Raw genomic sequence first — 15538 nt, 5'->3', positions numbered from 1 at the left:
CCCCAGGCCGGCGGCCTGGGGTTTGTTGTGACTCCGGCCGGTACGGGGGGTCCGCCCGTGGTGAACCCGTCCCCCGTCACCAGGTCAAGCGTCCCGGACCCTTGACTCGTCGAGCGGAAGTGGCGATTCTCGTCGCACACTTTGCGAGGTCATGACAAGAGGGTCTCGCTGATCCGCCGACCGAGGGACGTGGGCTGTGACCGGTTCCGGACGCCCGTACCGCCGACGCAAGAACGTCACCGTGGTGTCGCTCCTCCTACTCGTGCTGTCGATCGCGCTCGGCCCCACCCCGAGTGCGGCCGCCGGGAACGACTGGTGGGAGCCGACCGCACGGCCCGCCCCGGACTCCCGGATCGACGTCACGGGCGAGCCCTTCACCGGCACGAACGCCAGGGGCGAGGTGCGCGGGTTCGTCGACGCGCACGACCACATCTTCTCCAACGAGGCCTTCGGCGGCCGTCTGATCTGCGGAAAGGCCTTCTCCGAACAGGGTGTGGCAGACGCGCTCAAGGACTGCCCGGAGCACTACCCCGACGGCTCGCTCGCGATCTTCGACTTCATCACCAACGGCGGCGACGGCAAGCACGACCCGAACGGCTGGCCCACCTTCAAGGACTGGCCGCGGCACGACTCGCTGACCCACCAGCAGAACTACTACGCCTGGGTCGAGCGGGCCTGGCGCGGCGGCCAGCGGGTGCTGGTCAACGACCTCGTCACCAACGGCGTGATCTGCTCGGTGTACTTCTTCAAGGACCGTCCCTGCGACGAGATGACGTCCATCCGGCTCCAGGCCAAGCTGACGTACGACATGCAGGCGTTCGTCGACAAGATGTACGGCGGCCCCGGCAAGGGCTGGTTCCGGGTCGTCACCGACAGCGCGCAGGCCCGCCGGGTCATCGAGCAGGGCAAGCTGGCCGTCGTCATGGGTGTCGAGACCTCCGAACCGTTCGGCTGCAAGCAGGTTTTGGACATCGCGCAGTGCAGCAGGGCGGACATCGACAAGGGGCTCGACGAGCTCCATTCGCTCGGCGTGCGCAGCATGTTCCTGTGCCACAAGTTCGACAACGCCCTGTGCGGGGTGCGGTTCGACTCGGGCTCGCTCGGCACGGCCATCAACGTCGGGCAGTTCCTGTCGACCGGCACCTACTGGAAGACCGAGACGTGCAAGGGCCCGCAGCACGACAACCCGATCGGCAACGCTGCGGCGCCCGCGGCCGAGAAGAAGCTCCCGGCGGGCGAGGAGGTCCCGACGTACAGCGCCGACGCGCAGTGCAACGTGCGAGGGCTCACCGACCTCGGCGAGTACGCGGTACGCGGCATGATGAAGCGCGGCATGATGCTGGAGATCGACCACATGAGCGTCAAGGCCACCGGCCGGGTGCTCGACATCTTCGAGGCCGAGTCCTACCCGGGCGTGCTCTCCTCGCACAGCTGGATGGACATGGACTGGACCGAGCGGGTCTACGGCCTCGGCGGATTCATCGCCCAGTACATGCACGGCTCCGAGGGCTTCATCGCGGAGGCGAAGCGCACCGAGGCCCTGCGCGACAAGTACGGCGTGGGCTACGGCTACGGCACCGACATGAACGGCGTCGGCGGCTGGCCGGGACCGCGCGGGGCGGACGCGCCGAACAAGGTCACCTACCCGTTCAAGAGCGTCGACGGCGGCTCGGTCATCGACCGGCAGACCACCGGTGAGCGCACCTGGGACCTGAACACCGACGGCGCCGCCCACTACGGCCTGGTACCGGACTGGATCGAGGACATCCGCCGGGTCGGCGGCCAGGACACCGTCGACGACCTGTTCCGGGGCGCGGAGTCCTACCTCGGTACCTGGGCGGCCGCCGAGAAGCACGAACCGGGCGCCAACCTCGCGGCCGGTGCGGCCACTTCGGCCAGTTCCTCGGAGTGGAGCCTGTTCACGAGCTACAAGCCGCACCGGGCCGTCGACGGCGACCGCTCCACCCGCTGGGCGAGCGACTGGAGCGACGACCAGTGGTACCAGGTCGACCTCGGCTCCCCGCGGACCGTCGGCCGGGTCACCCTCGACTGGGAGCGGGCGTACGCGAAGTCGTACCGGATCGAGCTGTCCACCGACGGCACGACCTGGCGGACCGCCTGGACCACGACCGCGGGTGACGGCGGTCTGGACACCGCGCGCTTCGCCGGTACACCGGCCCGTTACGTCCGCGTCCACGGCCTGGAGCGCGGCACCGGCTGGGGCTACTCCCTCTACGAGGTCGGCGTCCACGGCGGCTGACGGGCACGAGAGGGGTTCCATGGCACGGTTGCCGTCCGCCGAGCGGCGGCGACAGCTCACCGAAGCGGCGATCAGGGCGATGGCCCGGGACGGCGTCCACCGGACGACGACCCGGTCCATCGCCGCCGAGGCGGGCGTCTCGCTGAGCGTCTTCCACTACTGCTTCGATTCCAAGCAGCAGCTGATCGAGTCCGTGATCACCACCATCACCGGGCACTACGTGACGGTGGTGAAGGAGGCACTGCGCCCCAGAGCCACCCTGGAGGAGACCGTCCGGGCGGGTTTCCAGGCGTACTGGGACCATGTCCGCGCCCACCCGGACGAGCACATGCTCACCTACGAGCTCACGCAGTACGCCCTGCGCCAGCCCGGTTTCGAACACCTGGCGCGCCGTCAGTACGCGTTGTACGCCGAGACGTACACCGAACTCATCGACCAGTTGCGGCAGGCCATGGGACTGCGGCTGCGCGTGCCCGTGCCCGTCCTGGCCCGCTACCTGGCCGCCATGACCGACGGCCTGACGCTCAACTACCTCGTCCTGGGCGACGATTCGGCCTGGACGGGCATCCTCGACACGGTCACCGCGCACGTCGCCGGACTGGTGCGGGAGAACTGACGGCGGTCTCCGCCGAATCGGTAGTCATGGGAACGCCGCTGAGGGGCATTCGAACAAAACAAGTCGAAAGTGAGGAGAGTGCGGCCCGTTCGGTCCGTGCCATCGACAACTGGGAGTTTTCCATGGCGAGTTACGGCGGTTCCTCTGCCGCGTCCTCCGGTTCGCGTACCAACGGCCTGGCGATCGCGAGCCTGTGCTGCGGCATCATCGGCCTGTTCTTCCTGAACATCATCCTCGGTCCGCTGGCCATCGTCTTCGGTGCCGTCGCCAGGCGTCAGGCGTCGGTCAGGAACGGTGCCGGAATGGCGAAGGCCGGCATCATCCTCGGCATCGTCGACGTGGTGCTGTGGCTGATACTCCTGGCCGTGGCCAGCAGCAACGGCGGATTCAGCTGGTACGTCGGCGGCTGACGACCGCCCCACCGGGGCGGGGTGTGCGGGCGGACGGCGGCGGCTCCCTGACTCAGCGGGCCGCCGCGGTCTTCTTGCGGGCGCGGTACGCGGCGGCCTTGATCTTGTTGCCGCAGGAGTCCATCCCGCACCACTGGCGCCGCATGCCCCGCGAGCGGTCGATGTAGGTACGCGTGCACTCCGGGTTCTCGCACTCCTTGAGCAGGGGCACGTCCGGGCCGCTCAGGAGCTCGACGGCGTGCCGCGCCACCAGGGAGAGGGCCTCGTCCGGCGTCGCCTGCGTCCAGCGCCCCGACGGGGTGAGCTGGGGGACGGCGGGCGGCGTGCGCGCCGCGTTGTTCAGGACGGTCAGCGCCGCCCTGTCGTACTCCTCCCCGAGCCGGCGGGCGGTGACCAGGCGGTAGACCGCTTCCCGGACGGCCCTCGCCCGCTCGACGTCGGCCTCCTGGCCCGGGGAGACCGCGTCGACCAGCCCGGACTCCACGTACCAGGCGTTCAGCCGGTCCGGCGTCACGAGCACCTCGAAGCGCGCCGAACGGCGTGCGCGGAGCGTGGCGGCGAAGTCGAGGGCCGGGTTCCCGCAGACGAAGACGTGGTCGAGATTCACGTCACCATTCTGGCCGGTGACCATGGCCGGGGCAAGCCTCAGAGGCGGTCGGCGTCGACGACGGCCTGGGGGTCTCGGCCATGCCGCCGGCCGCTCCGGCGTCAGGGGTCGTACGGCCCCTCGACCCTCGTGGGATCCATGCGGGCGCGGGAGGGAACCAGGCGGCGGTAGGCGGCGCGGGCGTGGACGACACGGGCCAGACCGGTGCCGACGAGGGCGGCGGTGAGCAGGCAGGCGAGCCAGGAGGTGTCGCGGTCACCGGCCCAGGTGAGCACGCCCGCGGGCGGTATGGCGAAGCCGTTGAGGAACAGCCAGCACAGGAGGGCCGTGCCGGGGGCGGCCGTGAAGCGTGCGCACAGGCCCAGCAGTGCGGCCAGCACGGACAGCGCGAGCAGGGCCAGGCCGGGCCGGTCCGGCCCGACCACGGTGTTGAGGAGCGCCACCAGCGCCAGCGCGCCACCCCCGGCCCCGGCCCAGACCAGCGGCGTGGCCACGGGCTGGGGTACGGGCCTGGCTCCGGTGCCCAGGGGCTTCCACTCGATCATGCTGGCGCTTCCTTCCGGTCCTCCTGGACGGAATTCTCCCCCGGTCTCCCCCGCCGGTGCCCGGGGTGCTCGCCAGGGTGCCAGCGGGCCCCGCCGCGGAGAACAGCCAATCCGGACAGCCGTTCCCGGCTCAGGGGCGGGGCGGGCGAGGAGGCCGCCGGCGCCCTCGGCGACCTCGCCGGACAGGGCGACGCCGACCAGGAAGAATCCCGGCGCACGGCAACAGCCCTTGACCGCACACGAGTTCTGCGGAGCCGACGGAGGAGCGCCGCGGCCCTCACGCCCCCGCGGCCTGCCGTACGGCGCGTGGGGACGCGCCGAGTTCCTTGCGGCAGGCCTTGTTGAAGGCCTGGAGGTCGGGGATGCCGACCGTCGCCGCGACGGCCGGGATCGCCAGGGTCGAGGCGACGAGCAGGTGGCGGGCGCGCTCCATACGGCGGCGCCGGACGTAGCCGACGACCGTGTGCCCGGTGTCCTCGCGGAACAGCCGGGTCAGGTGAGTGTGCGACACCCCCGCGACCCGGGCGATGCCGGGAACGCTCAGCGGATCGGCCAGGTGCTCCTCGATGTGGGCGACGGCCGCGCGCAGCGCCGGGTGCCGGGGCCCCGAGGGCGGCGCGGCGGCCTCGGTCAGGCCGGTCGTGCGCCACAGCACCGTCCACAGTTCCGCGGAGGCCCGGGCCGGGGACTGCGCGCAGGCCGTGATCGTCTGGCGCAGCAGCGCGCTCAGCACCGCCGCGTCCGCCCCGGCGTCCTGCATCGCCGGGAGCCGCCGCCGCTCCCCGTCGCCGGGCAGCCGGAAGTGGGCGTACAGGTGCTCGCAGCGCGCGGCGCCGTAGTGGAAGTGCACCTCCGTGCCGGGCGGCACGAGGCTGAGGTGCCCGGGGCGGATCGGGTGCCGGGCGCCGTCGAACTCCAGGGTGCCGGAGTAGCCGTAGAGGTGCAGCTGCCACAGGTGCGGGAGGCGGAAGACCTCGTGCGGGCCGGCCGAGCCGTGCACGCCCACACCCGCGTGCACCAGGTCCGGCGGCACGTCGAGGGGCAGTTCCACGGAGGCAGGCATGGTGGAAAGTTACCAGTGGTTGCCGATTACGACCCACGACAGCCCGCCTCCCCGCTTCTACGGTTGCGTCATGTCAACCACGAAACAGCTGCTGAGCTCGGCCGAGGTGGCACGGTTCACGGCCCATGGTTTCCTGCGCCTGGACGGCGTCGTGCCCCAGGAGATGAACGAGGATGCGCTCGCGGTCTTCGCCGCCGGAGCGATGCCCGCCGTGCCGTACGGCACTCCCGTACCGGCGGCGTTCCCCGAGGGTTCCTTCACCCGTCGGCTCATCGAACTGCCCGTGGTCGCGGGCGCCCTGGAGAGCCTGGTGGGGCCGGATCCGGACGTCGACCACCACTTCCTCCACACCCGCCCGCCCCATGAGGGCAGCGCCCAGCCGTTGCACGCCGACGCCCTCATCGACGTGCGGCCCGACGCGTTCGACGTGCAGCTCATGTACTACCCGCAGGAGGTGACCGCCGACATGGGCGGCACGCTCGTCGTCCCGGGCAGCCACCTGCGCCGCACCAACGAGTCCGACACCGGCCGCTATCAGAACCTGCGCGGCCAGACCCGGCTGACCTGCCCGGCCGGGACCGTGCTCCTGCTGCACCACGGCATCTGGCACGGCGGGCGGCGCAACGACAGCGACACCGTCCGCCACATGTACAAGATCCGCTTCAACCCGACCGTGCCGCAGGTGCGGCTGTGGGACACGCGGGACCTGGACTCCCCCGCCGTCCGCGAGGAGTTGGGCCGCTCCTTCCCCTGGTACGAGCAGGCCACCGGCCGGCTGGAGATCCACAACCGGGTTCTGCTGTGGCGCTCCCTGTCCGGCGACCCCGGCTTCGACATCGAGCACTGGGCCACCCGCATCGCCAACCGGCCCGCCGTGTCCGCCGCGCACGCCACCCTGAGGAGCACCGCATGACCACCACCCGGCAACAGGTCCTCGTCCTCTACCTCGACACCTCCGCCCTCGACTCCCGGGTGGTCGGCTGGGCCCGATACGACGGCACCGGCTCGACCCGCCCGACGACCGGCGACAGCGACGAACCCCCGTACGAGACGGGGGTCGGCGCCCTGGAGGACGGCTGGCGGCTCTTCCAGGCCGCCCCGCTGGTGCCGCCGTATCCGGGGGCGGAGCACACGACGTCGTTCCTCAAGCACGAGTTCTTCTTCGAGAAGCTGGTGCGTCACTGAGGACGGCCGCCGGAGCGCGCCTCGGCGGTGGCCTTCAGGTCGCGCAGCCAGGTGTCGAGGCCCCGGCCGAGGGCCTCGGTGGCGGTGGGGACGTCCGCTTCGACCTGGTCGCCGGTCCAGGTCTCCTCGGTGTGGACGCGCACACCGCCCTCGGCCTTCCGGAAGGTCCACAGGTGGACGCCCTCGTCGATGCGCAGGCCCTCGCCGATCGCGGGTCCCTTCCACAGGATGCAGTCCTGGTGCCGCAGTTGCCGGACCGTGGACGTGATCTCGAGGGTGGTGGCGGGGGTCGTCGGGGTGGCGGGTGCCGGGGTCGTCCAGCGGAACCGCGAGCCCTTCCGCAGCGGGCCCGCATCGAGGTGACCGGCGGCTGCCACACGGGCCAGCCCTCGACGTCCGTCTGCAGCGTCCAGACCGTGCGCAGCGGCGCCTTGATCACGATGTCGGACTCGTGGCGGACGAGGGCACCGGGGTCGGCGCCGTGCCCCGCACACCGGGACGCGCCGGCGGTGTCATGGCGATCCTGCTGGACGCCTGCGCCGAGGTGGACGCGGACGCCCCGGCCACCCCGTTCGGCACCCACCTCGACGAGCACCGGGAGTGGGCGAACGGGCATCCGGCCCCGCCCGCGGCCCTGCACCGGGCCATGACCTTCTGGACCCGGCTGCACGGCGTGCTGTCACTGGAACTCGCCGGTCACTTCACGGGGATGGGCTTCGACCCGGCCCCGTTCTTCGCCGCCGAGGTCGACGCACTCGCAGGCCGCGTCCGGCCTGGCGCTTCTGCGCCCGAGGCCGCCCGCCGGGACGTCTCCTTCCGCGCACCCGGCGCCTGAACCCCGCCCGCCCCGCTACGGTTCCGGACGTCGGGCCGTACGAGACGGGGGTCACACGTCGCCATGGGCATACGCGGGGAACTGCGCGGGTGGTGGGAGCGGGGACGGGTCCTCGCGGTGACCCATCCGCTTCTGGTGGACATCGGCGTCGCGCTGCTCGTCCAGGGCGCGATGTCCATGCCGTTCCTCGTGCCGCGGGCGGCCGGGGCGCCGCCGGCGACCTGGGCCGCCTACGGGCTGAGCACGCTCACCGTCGTACCCCTGGTCTGGCGGCGGCGCGCGCCCCTCGGCGTGCTGTTCGCGGTGCTGGCCGCCAACGCCCTGTACCGGCTGGCCGTCGACGGGCCCGGGCAGCCGTTGCCGTACACCGGGCTGATCGTCACGTACACCATCGCCGCGCTGGCGGCCCCGCTGCGGCGGCTCCTCGCCGGGCTCGTCCTGCTGGTCGCCGTGCCCGTGGGGGTCTGGCTCAACACCCGGTCCGCCCGTGAACTGACCTTCTCCCTCATGGTGTTCGCCGCCGCCTACGTGTTCGGGCGGCTGACCGACGCCCGGCAGCGGGCCCACCGCGTCGAGGCCGAACAGGCCGCCGCGCGCGAACGCGCCCGGATCGCACGGGAGATGCACGACGTCCTCTCCCACGCCGTGAGCCTGATGATCGTCCAGGCGGAGGCCGGTCCGGTGGCCGTGCGGGCCGCGCCGGAACGGGCCGAGGCCGCCTTCGACGCCATCTCCGCGACCGGGCGGGACGCCATGGCGCAGTTGCGGGACATGCTGGGCGTGCTGCGGGACGGGGGTGACGAGCCCGGCCCCGCCGCCCCGCGCGAACCGCAGCCCGGGCTCGCCGCGCTGCCCGGGTTGCTCGACCGGGTGCGCGGGAGCGGGCTCGACGTGACGTACCGGGTCGTGGGGGACGTCCGGCCCGTCCCGGAGGGCGTCGGCGCAACCGTCTTCCGGGTGGTCCAGGAGGCCCTGACCAATACGCTCAGGCATGCGCAGGCGCGGACGGCGCAGGTGGAGTTGGCCTACGGGGGTGGCGAGTTGGCGGTCCGGGTGACCGATGACGGGAAGGGGCCGAGGCCCGTGTCCCGCCGGGGTGGGCACGGGCTCACCGGGATGCGTGAGCGGGCGGCGGCGCACGGCGGCAGCGCGGACACGGGGCCCGGGGCGGACGGGCGGGGGTTCGCGGTGCGGGTGCGGATCCCCGTGCCCGACGCGGCGGAGGCGGGGCGATGACGATCCGCGTGGTCGTCGCCGACGACCAGGAGCTCGTGCGCAGCGGCTTCGCGATGACCCTGGACGCGCAGCCGGACATCGAGGTCGTCGCCGAGGCGGCCGACGGCGGCGAGGCCGTCGACGCGGTGCGGCGGCACGCACCCGACGTGGCGCTGCTCGACGTCCGGATGCCCCGGACGGACGGCATCGAGGCCTGCCGCGTGATCAGCGGGAGCGGCGACTGCCGGACGGTGATGCTGACGACCTTCGACTCCGACGAGTACGTGTACGACGCGCTGCACGCGGGCGCGAGCGGCTTCCTGCTCAAGGACGTCCGCCGGGACGACCTCGTGCACGCCGTGCGGGTCGTCGCCCGGGGCGACTCGCTGCTCGCGCCCTCCGTCGCCCGGCGTCTCGTGGAGCAGTTCACCCGGCCCGCCGCCGCCCGGACCCGCCGGCCCGATCCACGGCTGGACGTCCTGACCGGCCGGGAGCGCGAGACTCTGCTCCTGCTCGCGCGCGGCCTGTCGAACGCCGAGATCGCCGCCGCGCTGGTGGTCAGCGACCACACCGTCAAGACGCACGTCGGCAACGTGCTCGCGAAGCTGGGCCTCAGGGACCGGATCCAGGCCGTGATCTGCGCCTACGAGACCGGCCTCGTCGCGGCCGGGGATCCCCCGCCCGGGGGAGCGGCCGGGGCCGGGCCCTCCCCCGCCCCGGCGAGGAAGTGACGCCGCAGGACCGCCCGCCGGGGTGATCCGCGGGGCGGCTGTGCCGCGGAGGATGAATCCGTTCTCTCAACGCCACTTCCTCGCAACGGAGTTCGCCATGAAGACCGGTACCCGCCTCCTGACCGCCGCCGCGCTCGTCGTCTCGGTCGCGGCCGGGCCGTCCGTCCTCCCGGCCGCCGCCACCGCCCCCGCCGCACCGGCCGCCGCGCGGGACACCACGGGGCGGTCCCCGCACGCCGCCCTCGAAGCGGCCATCGCCGGCCTGCCCACCGCCGACGCCACCGCCGCCCTCGTGCGCGTCGGCGGCAAGGAGGGGACCTGGCACGGCAGTTCAGGCGTGCACGACCTGCGGACCGGACGGCCGGCGGATCCGGCCGCCCGCTTCCGCGCCGGGTCCGTGACCAAGGTCTTCACCGCCGCCGTCGCCCTGCAACTGGCCGCGGAGGGACGCCTGGACCTGGACCGCAGCGCCCGCTCGTACCTGCCGGACCTGATCCCGGCCTCGTACGCGCGCGTCACCGTCCGGCAGCTCCTGAACCACACCCACGGCATCCCCGCCGCGGACGTCCCCGGCGCCACCGTCGAGGAGTGGTACGCGAACCGTTTCCGGATCCACCACCCCGAGGACATGGTCCACTCGGCCACGTCGAAGAAGCCCGAGTTCGCACCGGGCGAGCGGCAGCACTACCTCAACATCGGGTACACCATCGCCGGCCTGATCATCGAACGCGTCACCCATGACTCCTACGAGCGACAGGTCGCCCGGCGCGTGCTCGGCCCGCTGGGGCTGCGGGACACATACCTCCCGGGGACGAACCCGCGCATCACCGGGCCGCACAACCACGGCTACCAGACCATGCGGCTCGACGACGGCACGACCGGGCTCCGGGACGTCTCCGTGTGGGGGGCGACGGACGCGTGGGCGGCCGGCAACCTCATCTCGACCACCGCGGACCTGGAACGCTTCACCCGCGCCCTGTTCCGGGGGCGGATCGTGCGCGGGCCGCTGCTGGAGGAGATGTTCACCCTGCCGGAGGTGACCGACGTCAGGACCGGGGAGCCGGCCGCCTACTCCGTCGGTCTGTCCATGAAGGTGCTCGGCGGGCGCGAGGTCTGGGGCAAGACGGGCGGGCGCTGGGGGTACAACGCCGCCATCGCCTCCACCCGGGACGGCTCCCGCACCCTCGTGTACAGCGTCAACTCCACCGACGCCAAGGGCCAGGACATGAACAGGACCGCCGAATCCCTCATGGTCGCGGCCTTCGGCAAGCCGTAGGGGCGTGGGGGCGGTCAGCGGGCTGAGGGTGAGGTTTTCGGCGATCTCCGTGTTGACCTGCCCTCGGCGGCCAGGGCCATCACCTCGCGTTCGCGGACCGTGAGGTCGGCGAGGCGCTCCGGCGGGGTCAGGCGGGTGCCGGAGGCGGGGGCCATGAGGAAGCGCGTGATCAGGGAGCGGGTGGCGACCGGCGACAGCAGGGCCTCTTCGGAGGCCCTGCTGGGACTCGATGCCGGGCATCGAGAACTCCTCGTCGACGGCCCACTCGATACAGGAAGTCAGCCACGGCAGGAGGTCTCCCCATCTGATGTCGCACGTCTGCCGAGCTTCTCGGGCAGCGGGCTGTCCCGTCGTCGTGCGGCTGCCGACGATCTCCGGTACTCGATACGCAGTACGAACGGCCCGCCGGATCCACCTCGGGTACGACAAACCCGAGCCGTCCGATCCGGCCTGTGCTACCTTGGCTCGCGTTGCAGTTTTGGTTCCCAGAGACTTCGAGTGCTCTTTCGACCTTTCGTCGACGAGCACTTTTTTTGTTTCCGAGGATTCTCGGATCTCCCAAGGGTGATCATTTCGGCGACTACGGGCCCGCAAGGTGCGGGCCCTGAGTACTGCCCTCTAAGGAGATTCAGATGGCTAACGGCACCGTGAAGTGGTTCAACTCGGAAAAGGGCTTCGGCTTCATCGAGCAGGAGGGTGGCGGCCCGGACGTCTTCGCCCACTACTCGAACATCGCCACCTCTGGCTTCCGTGAGCTCCAGGAAGGCCAGAAGGTCACCTTCGACGTCACGCAGGGCCAGAAGGGCCCGCAGGCCGAGAACATCCTTCCGGCCTGACGCGTACGCGCATGCCCTGACCGGGGCCCGCACCCTCGCGGTGCGGGCCTCGGCTCGTTTTGTTCGTCTCCGGCTCAACTCTTGCGAATCCCGCGGCCTCTCCGTGCCGCCGCGCATTCCTCGACGCGTGCCGCATCGAGGAAGGTTCCCCATGGACCGTACGGCTCGCAGGAACAACGGCTCCCCCCATACCCGCGGCAACGGGTCCCGGTCGCGCAAGCCCGGTGGCGCGGGCAGCGCCTCCCGCCCGTCGGGCGGCGGCCGCGGCGGGCGCCGCCCCGCCGCCGGCCGGGAGTTCGCACCGCCCGCCACACTCACCCCGGCGCTGCCCGCCGTCGAGGCGTTCGACGACCTCGACCTGCCCGAGCGGCTGCTGGCCGCGCTGCGCGCCGAGGGGCTGACCGCGCCGTTCCCGATCCAGGCGGCGACGCTGCCGAACTCGCTGGCCGGCCGGGACGTCCTGGGCCGCGGGCGCACCGGCTCGGGCAAGACGCTCGCCTTCGGCCTCGCCCTGCTGGCCCGCGTCGACGGGCGGCGGGCCGAGGCCCGGCAGCCGCTCGCCCTCGTCCTGGTGCCCACCCGGGAGCTCGCCCAGCAGGTCACCGACGCCCTCACCCCCTTCGCCCGTGCGCTGCGGCTGCGGCTCGCCACGGTGGTCGGCGGCCTGCCGATCGGCCGGCAGGCGAACGCGCTGCGCACCGGCGCCGAGATCGTCGTCGCCACGCCCGGCCGCCTCAAGGACCTCATCGACCGGGGCGACTGCCGTCTGGACCAGGTCGGCGTCACCGTCCTGGACGAGGCCGACCAGATGGCCGACATGGGGTTCATGCCGCAGGTCACCGCCTTGCTCGACCAGGTGCGGCCGGGCGGGCAGCGGATGCTGTTCTCGGCCACCCTGGACCGCAACGTCGACCGGCTGGTCCGCACCTACCTGCACGACCCGGTGGTGCACTCCGTCGACCCGTCCGCGGGCGCGGTCACCACGATGGAGCACCACCTGCTGCACGTGGAGGACGACGACAAGCACGCCACCACGACCCGGATCGCCGCCCGCGACGGACGCGTGATCATGTTCCTGGACACCAAGCACGCCGCCGACCGGCTGGCCAAGAAGCTGCTCGCCGTCGGGGTGCGCGCCATGGCCCTGCACGGCGGGAAGTCCCAGTCCCAGCGGACCAGGACCCTGGCCCGCTTCAAGGACGGCGAGGTCACGGTCCTGGTGGCGACCAACGTCGCCGCCCGCGGCATCCACGTCGACAACCTCGACCTCGTCGTCAACGTGGACCCGCCCGGCGACCACAAGGACTACCTGCACCGGGGCGGCCGTACCGCGCGGGCCGGCGAGTCCGGCACCGTCGTCACGCTGGTCCTGCCGCACCAGCGGCGCGAGATGACCCGGCTGATGGCCGATGCCGGGATCACCCCGCAGATCACCCGGGTCCGCTCGGACGAGGACGAGCTGAGCCGCATCACCGGGGCGCAGGAGCCCACGGGCGTGCCCGTCGTCCTCGCCCCGCCGGCCGCCGGGAAGCCCCCCGCACGCACGGGCTCCGGCCCGAACCGGCGGCGGAGCAGGCCGTCCCGGGGCCGCCGCCGCTGAACCGACGGCCGCGGGCGGTGCGACCACGCGCCGCCCGCGCCGTACGGGCACGCCGGGCTCTCCGTCGCAGCGGCCGCGGCCGACGCCGCCGGGGTGCGCAGGGGTCAGCCGCTCGTCACGTCCGTCACCTTCCAGCGCTGGTTGGAGCCGGAGTTGGGCTGCCACACTCCGACGGAGGCGCCGTCGTTCGTGGACTGGCCGCCGACATCCGGGAGCTGCCCGGTCGCCGCGTTCACGAGCGTCCATGAACCGTCGCCGGTCGAGGACGCGATCCACTGCGCGGCGTCGTCGCGCCGGCCTTCGTCGGTTTCGGCGACCAGCGCACCGTCACGGACGGCCAGGCGCTTGCCGGAAGCCGTCTCCGTCAGCACGTACCGCTTGCGGTTGTCCGCGCCGCGGATCTGCTCCACCCGCCACTGCTGCCCACTGGGGTCGGTCGTGTTCGGGGTCTTGATGACCAGGCCCGTGCCGTTGCCGGCGAGGGTGAGGTCCTTGCCGCTCTGGACGCCGGTGAGGCGGTAGGTGTGGCCCCTGCGCAGCTCGGCCGCGTCCTTCGCGACACCGGAGACACCCTTGACCAGGAAGGATGTCACCGACTGGGCGGGCACGGCGAGCGTGGCCTGCTTGCCGGTGACCCGGACGGCCTTCTGCTTCTCCAGCTTGCCGTCGGCGCTGGTCACCACCGGGGTGACCGTGGCGCGGGAGGAGACGCGGCCGAACTTCGACAGGTCGAGCGTGACCTCCCGTGCCTCGGCGGCGCTGTTGACGTGGACGACGGTCGCCGCGTCGCCCTTGCGGGAGATCGCCGCGGTGCTGGACGTGTCGTTCGTCTTGATCAGCCGGTCGCCGGGCTTGATGTAGTGCGTGAAGTTGCGGGCCGTGTCGAACTTCGTGTTGGTGTGGATCGGGCAGGACGTCAGCGTGTCCTTCGAGGTGCAGCTGAAGGGGAGCTGGATCTCGCCCCAGTTGCCGCCCTTGGCGGACTCGCCGCCCGGCTTCATGTTGTCGTAGTCCTCGACGGGCTGCCAGAAGACCCAGGCCTTGGGCTCGAGTTCGCGCAGGTCGTCCACCATGCGCTGGGCGAGCCCCAGGCCGGGCCGCATGTCGGTGAAGCTCTGGCCGTCGCCCCAGTCGCCCTCGACCTCGCTCATCCACAGCGGCTTGCCGGCGGCCTTGGCCAGGTCGCGGACGGTGGTGCGCAGGCCGGTGCCGTAGGTGTGGACGTTCATCTGGCCGACCAGGTCGCGGACCTCCTGCGGGTAGGAGTTCCAGTTCGTCGCGAACGTGCCCGGGTTCGTCTCGTCCATCGCGGATATCTCCGCGTGCGACCGGGACTTCTCCAGGACCGGGGCCAGGGCGCGGATCACCTTCTGCTGGAGCTCGGGGCCGATGTGCGCGCCCTCCTGGCGTCCGCCGACCGGCTCGCCGTCCGGGCCGAGCCTGGTGCCCCAGTAGTCGGTGTTCGGCTCGTTGAACGGGTCGAGGGTGTCGACCTTGATGCCGTGCGCCTTCTCGAGACGCTCGGTCGCGCCCACCAGGTACCGGGCGAAGTCGTCGACGGAGCCGGGCTTCAGCTGGTCCTTGCCGGCGTCGAAGTTGCCGGAGACGTAGCCGCTCTCGGTCATGAACCAGGGCGGGGAGTTGCTGAAGGTCTCCCAGTGGGTGATGTCCTTCTTGATGCGGTCCACCCACCAGCGCTGGGTCTTGTCGGCGTTCCTGTTCCAGTCGGCCGGGTCGTCGGCGTCCCACCAGTCGACGTCCTCGCGGGTGGTGCCCGCCGGGGCCTTCCACCAGCCCTCGACCGCGCCTCCGGCCCGCAGGTAGTCCTTGACGTCGGGGGCGTTGCCGCCGCCGATGTTGTAGCGGGCGATGTTCAGGTTGAGGCCGTCGTCACCGAAGAGGAGCTTGTAGAGCTTCTCGCGGATCGCGGGCGGGTAGTCGCCGGTGGCGTTGGCGAACCAGACCAGGCTGGTGCCCCAGCCTTCGAACTCGTCCCCGGCGTAGGAGGGGTCGGGCCGGACGGTGACCCCGGCGGCCGCGGCCCGGGCCGGCCCGGCGTGCGCGGCGGGCAGGGTCGTCGTGGCCAGGAGGGTTCCGGTCGCCACGGCGGTGACGCCGATGGCCCCGAGGAGCCTTCTCTTACGGGTGCGGTGTGCCATCTCGAGTACTCCAGCTCTTCTGCGTGCCGCGCGTCCCGGCGGGCGCAGAGATCGGGGCCTGCGTAGTACGACTGGTACGGATTCGGTGCCTTTGCGTACGATTTCGACTAGGTGATGTTTACGTAAACATCCACTGGCGGGATGTCTACACTGTCCGAATCTCAGGGGTCAAGGAGTCGTTCCGGACCTGAATTCCGCGC

At 72.0% G+C, this 15538-nt stretch carries 14 protein-coding genes and 3 pseudogenes; 11 read left to right on the top strand and 6 right to left on the bottom strand.

From position 1 onward, the window contains the following. Positions 1-196: 196 nt before the first annotated feature. From AB0937_RS00410 to AB0937_RS00400, 3 genes are all read left to right on the top strand, one after another. Positions 197-2260 carry a discoidin domain-containing protein gene (locus AB0937_RS00410; protein WP_366708716.1) on the top strand — a complete coding sequence of 688 codons (2064 nt, stop codon included), beginning with the start codon at positions 197-199 and terminating at the stop codon, positions 2258-2260. A gap of 19 nt (positions 2261-2279) precedes the next feature. Beyond that, positions 2280-2876 carry a TetR family transcriptional regulator gene (locus tag AB0937_RS00405; protein WP_366708714.1) on the top strand — a complete coding sequence of 199 codons (597 nt, stop codon included), beginning with the start codon at positions 2280-2282 and terminating at the stop codon, positions 2874-2876. Positions 2877-2998: 122 nt separating this feature from the next. Beyond that, positions 2999-3286, top strand: coding sequence for a DUF4190 domain-containing protein (locus AB0937_RS00400; protein WP_104782852.1), 288 nt, complete (start codon positions 2999-3001; stop codon positions 3284-3286). Between the two features lie 52 nt (positions 3287-3338). Here AB0937_RS00400 and AB0937_RS00395 read toward each other — a convergent pair whose 3' ends face one another. The 3 genes from AB0937_RS00395 to AB0937_RS00385 all read right to left on the bottom strand — a co-directional run bounded on the left by AB0937_RS00395 (position 3339) and on the right by AB0937_RS00385 (position 5501). Further along, positions 3339-3893 (bottom strand): CGNR zinc finger domain-containing protein, encoded by a 555-nt coding sequence (locus AB0937_RS00395; RefSeq protein ID WP_366708712.1) that lies wholly within the window; start codon positions 3891-3893, stop codon positions 3339-3341. A gap of 101 nt (positions 3894-3994) precedes the next feature. Further along, positions 3995-4438 (bottom strand): hypothetical protein, encoded by a 444-nt coding sequence (locus AB0937_RS00390; RefSeq protein WP_366708710.1) that lies wholly within the window; start codon positions 4436-4438, stop codon positions 3995-3997. Positions 4439-4715: 277 nt separating this feature from the next. Further along, positions 4716-5501 (bottom strand): AraC family transcriptional regulator, encoded by a 786-nt coding sequence (locus AB0937_RS00385; protein ID WP_366708708.1) that lies wholly within the window; start codon positions 5499-5501, stop codon positions 4716-4718. Positions 5502-5571: 70 nt separating this feature from the next. On the opposite strand from AB0937_RS00385, the gene AB0937_RS00380 reads away from it, so the two are divergent. Both AB0937_RS00380 and AB0937_RS00375 read left to right on the top strand, forming a co-directional pair. Beyond that, positions 5572-6414: a phytanoyl-CoA dioxygenase family protein gene (locus tag AB0937_RS00380; RefSeq protein WP_366708706.1), complete on the top strand. Its 843-nt coding sequence runs from the start codon at positions 5572-5574 to the stop codon at positions 6412-6414. Beyond that, on the top strand, positions 6411-6686 hold the full coding sequence (locus AB0937_RS00375; RefSeq protein ID WP_366708704.1) for a hypothetical protein: 276 nt from the start codon (positions 6411-6413) through the stop codon (positions 6684-6686). The genes AB0937_RS00380 and AB0937_RS00375 overlap by 4 nt, the downstream gene beginning before the upstream one ends. On the opposite strand, the pseudogene AB0937_RS00370 reads toward AB0937_RS00375, so the two are convergent. Next, positions 6680-7185: pseudogene (locus tag AB0937_RS00370) on the bottom strand (SRPBCC family protein); the annotation flags it as partial. The gene AB0937_RS00375 and the pseudogene AB0937_RS00370 overlap by 7 nt on opposite strands. Positions 7186-7197: 12 nt before the next feature. On the opposite strand from AB0937_RS00370, the pseudogene AB0937_RS00365 reads away from it, so the two are divergent. From AB0937_RS00365 to AB0937_RS00350, 4 genes and pseudogenes are all read left to right on the top strand, one after another. Then, a pseudogene (locus tag AB0937_RS00365) lies at positions 7198-7521 on the top strand (TetR-like C-terminal domain-containing protein); the annotation flags it as partial. A gap of 63 nt (positions 7522-7584) precedes the next feature. Continuing rightward, entirely contained in the window at positions 7585-8757 is a 1173-nt protein-coding gene (locus AB0937_RS00360; RefSeq protein WP_366708702.1) for a histidine kinase, read from the top strand. Continuing rightward, positions 8754-9467 (top strand): response regulator transcription factor, encoded by a 714-nt coding sequence (locus AB0937_RS00355; RefSeq protein ID WP_366708700.1) that lies wholly within the window; start codon positions 8754-8756, stop codon positions 9465-9467. Before AB0937_RS00360 ends, AB0937_RS00355 begins: the two co-directional genes overlap by 4 nt. A 97-nt stretch (positions 9468-9564) precedes the next feature. Further along, the gene (locus AB0937_RS00350; RefSeq protein WP_366708698.1) at positions 9565-10743 is read left to right on the top strand and encodes a serine hydrolase domain-containing protein; all 1179 of its coding nucleotides are present in this window, start codon (positions 9565-9567) and stop codon (positions 10741-10743) included. Positions 10744-10755: 12 nt separating this feature from the next. Here the strand turns inward: AB0937_RS00350 and AB0937_RS00345 are convergent. Next, positions 10756-10964, bottom strand: a pseudogene (locus AB0937_RS00345) (LuxR C-terminal-related transcriptional regulator); the annotation flags it as partial. A 411-nt stretch (positions 10965-11375) separates the two neighbouring features. On the opposite strand from AB0937_RS00345, the gene AB0937_RS00340 reads away from it, so the two are divergent. Next, positions 11376-11579 (top strand): cold-shock protein, encoded by a 204-nt coding sequence (locus AB0937_RS00340; RefSeq protein ID WP_015031667.1) that lies wholly within the window; start codon positions 11376-11378, stop codon positions 11577-11579. A gap of 151 nt (positions 11580-11730) precedes the next feature. Next, entirely contained in the window at positions 11731-13179 is a 1449-nt protein-coding gene (locus AB0937_RS00335; protein ID WP_366708694.1) for a DEAD/DEAH box helicase, read from the top strand. Between the two features lie 104 nt (positions 13180-13283). Here AB0937_RS00335 and AB0937_RS00330 read toward each other — a convergent pair whose 3' ends face one another. Then, a complete protein-coding gene (locus AB0937_RS00330) occupies positions 13284-15338 on the bottom strand; it encodes an RICIN domain-containing protein (protein ID WP_366708692.1) in 2055 nt (684 codons plus the stop codon). Between the last annotated feature and the right edge of the window lie 200 nt (positions 15339-15538).

This window comes from Streptomyces sp. NPDC047880, assembly GCF_040706515.1.
Classification (GTDB): Bacteria; Actinomycetota; Actinomycetes; order Streptomycetales; family Streptomycetaceae; genus Streptomyces.
This window is presented reverse-complemented; position numbering and strand designations above follow the sequence as displayed.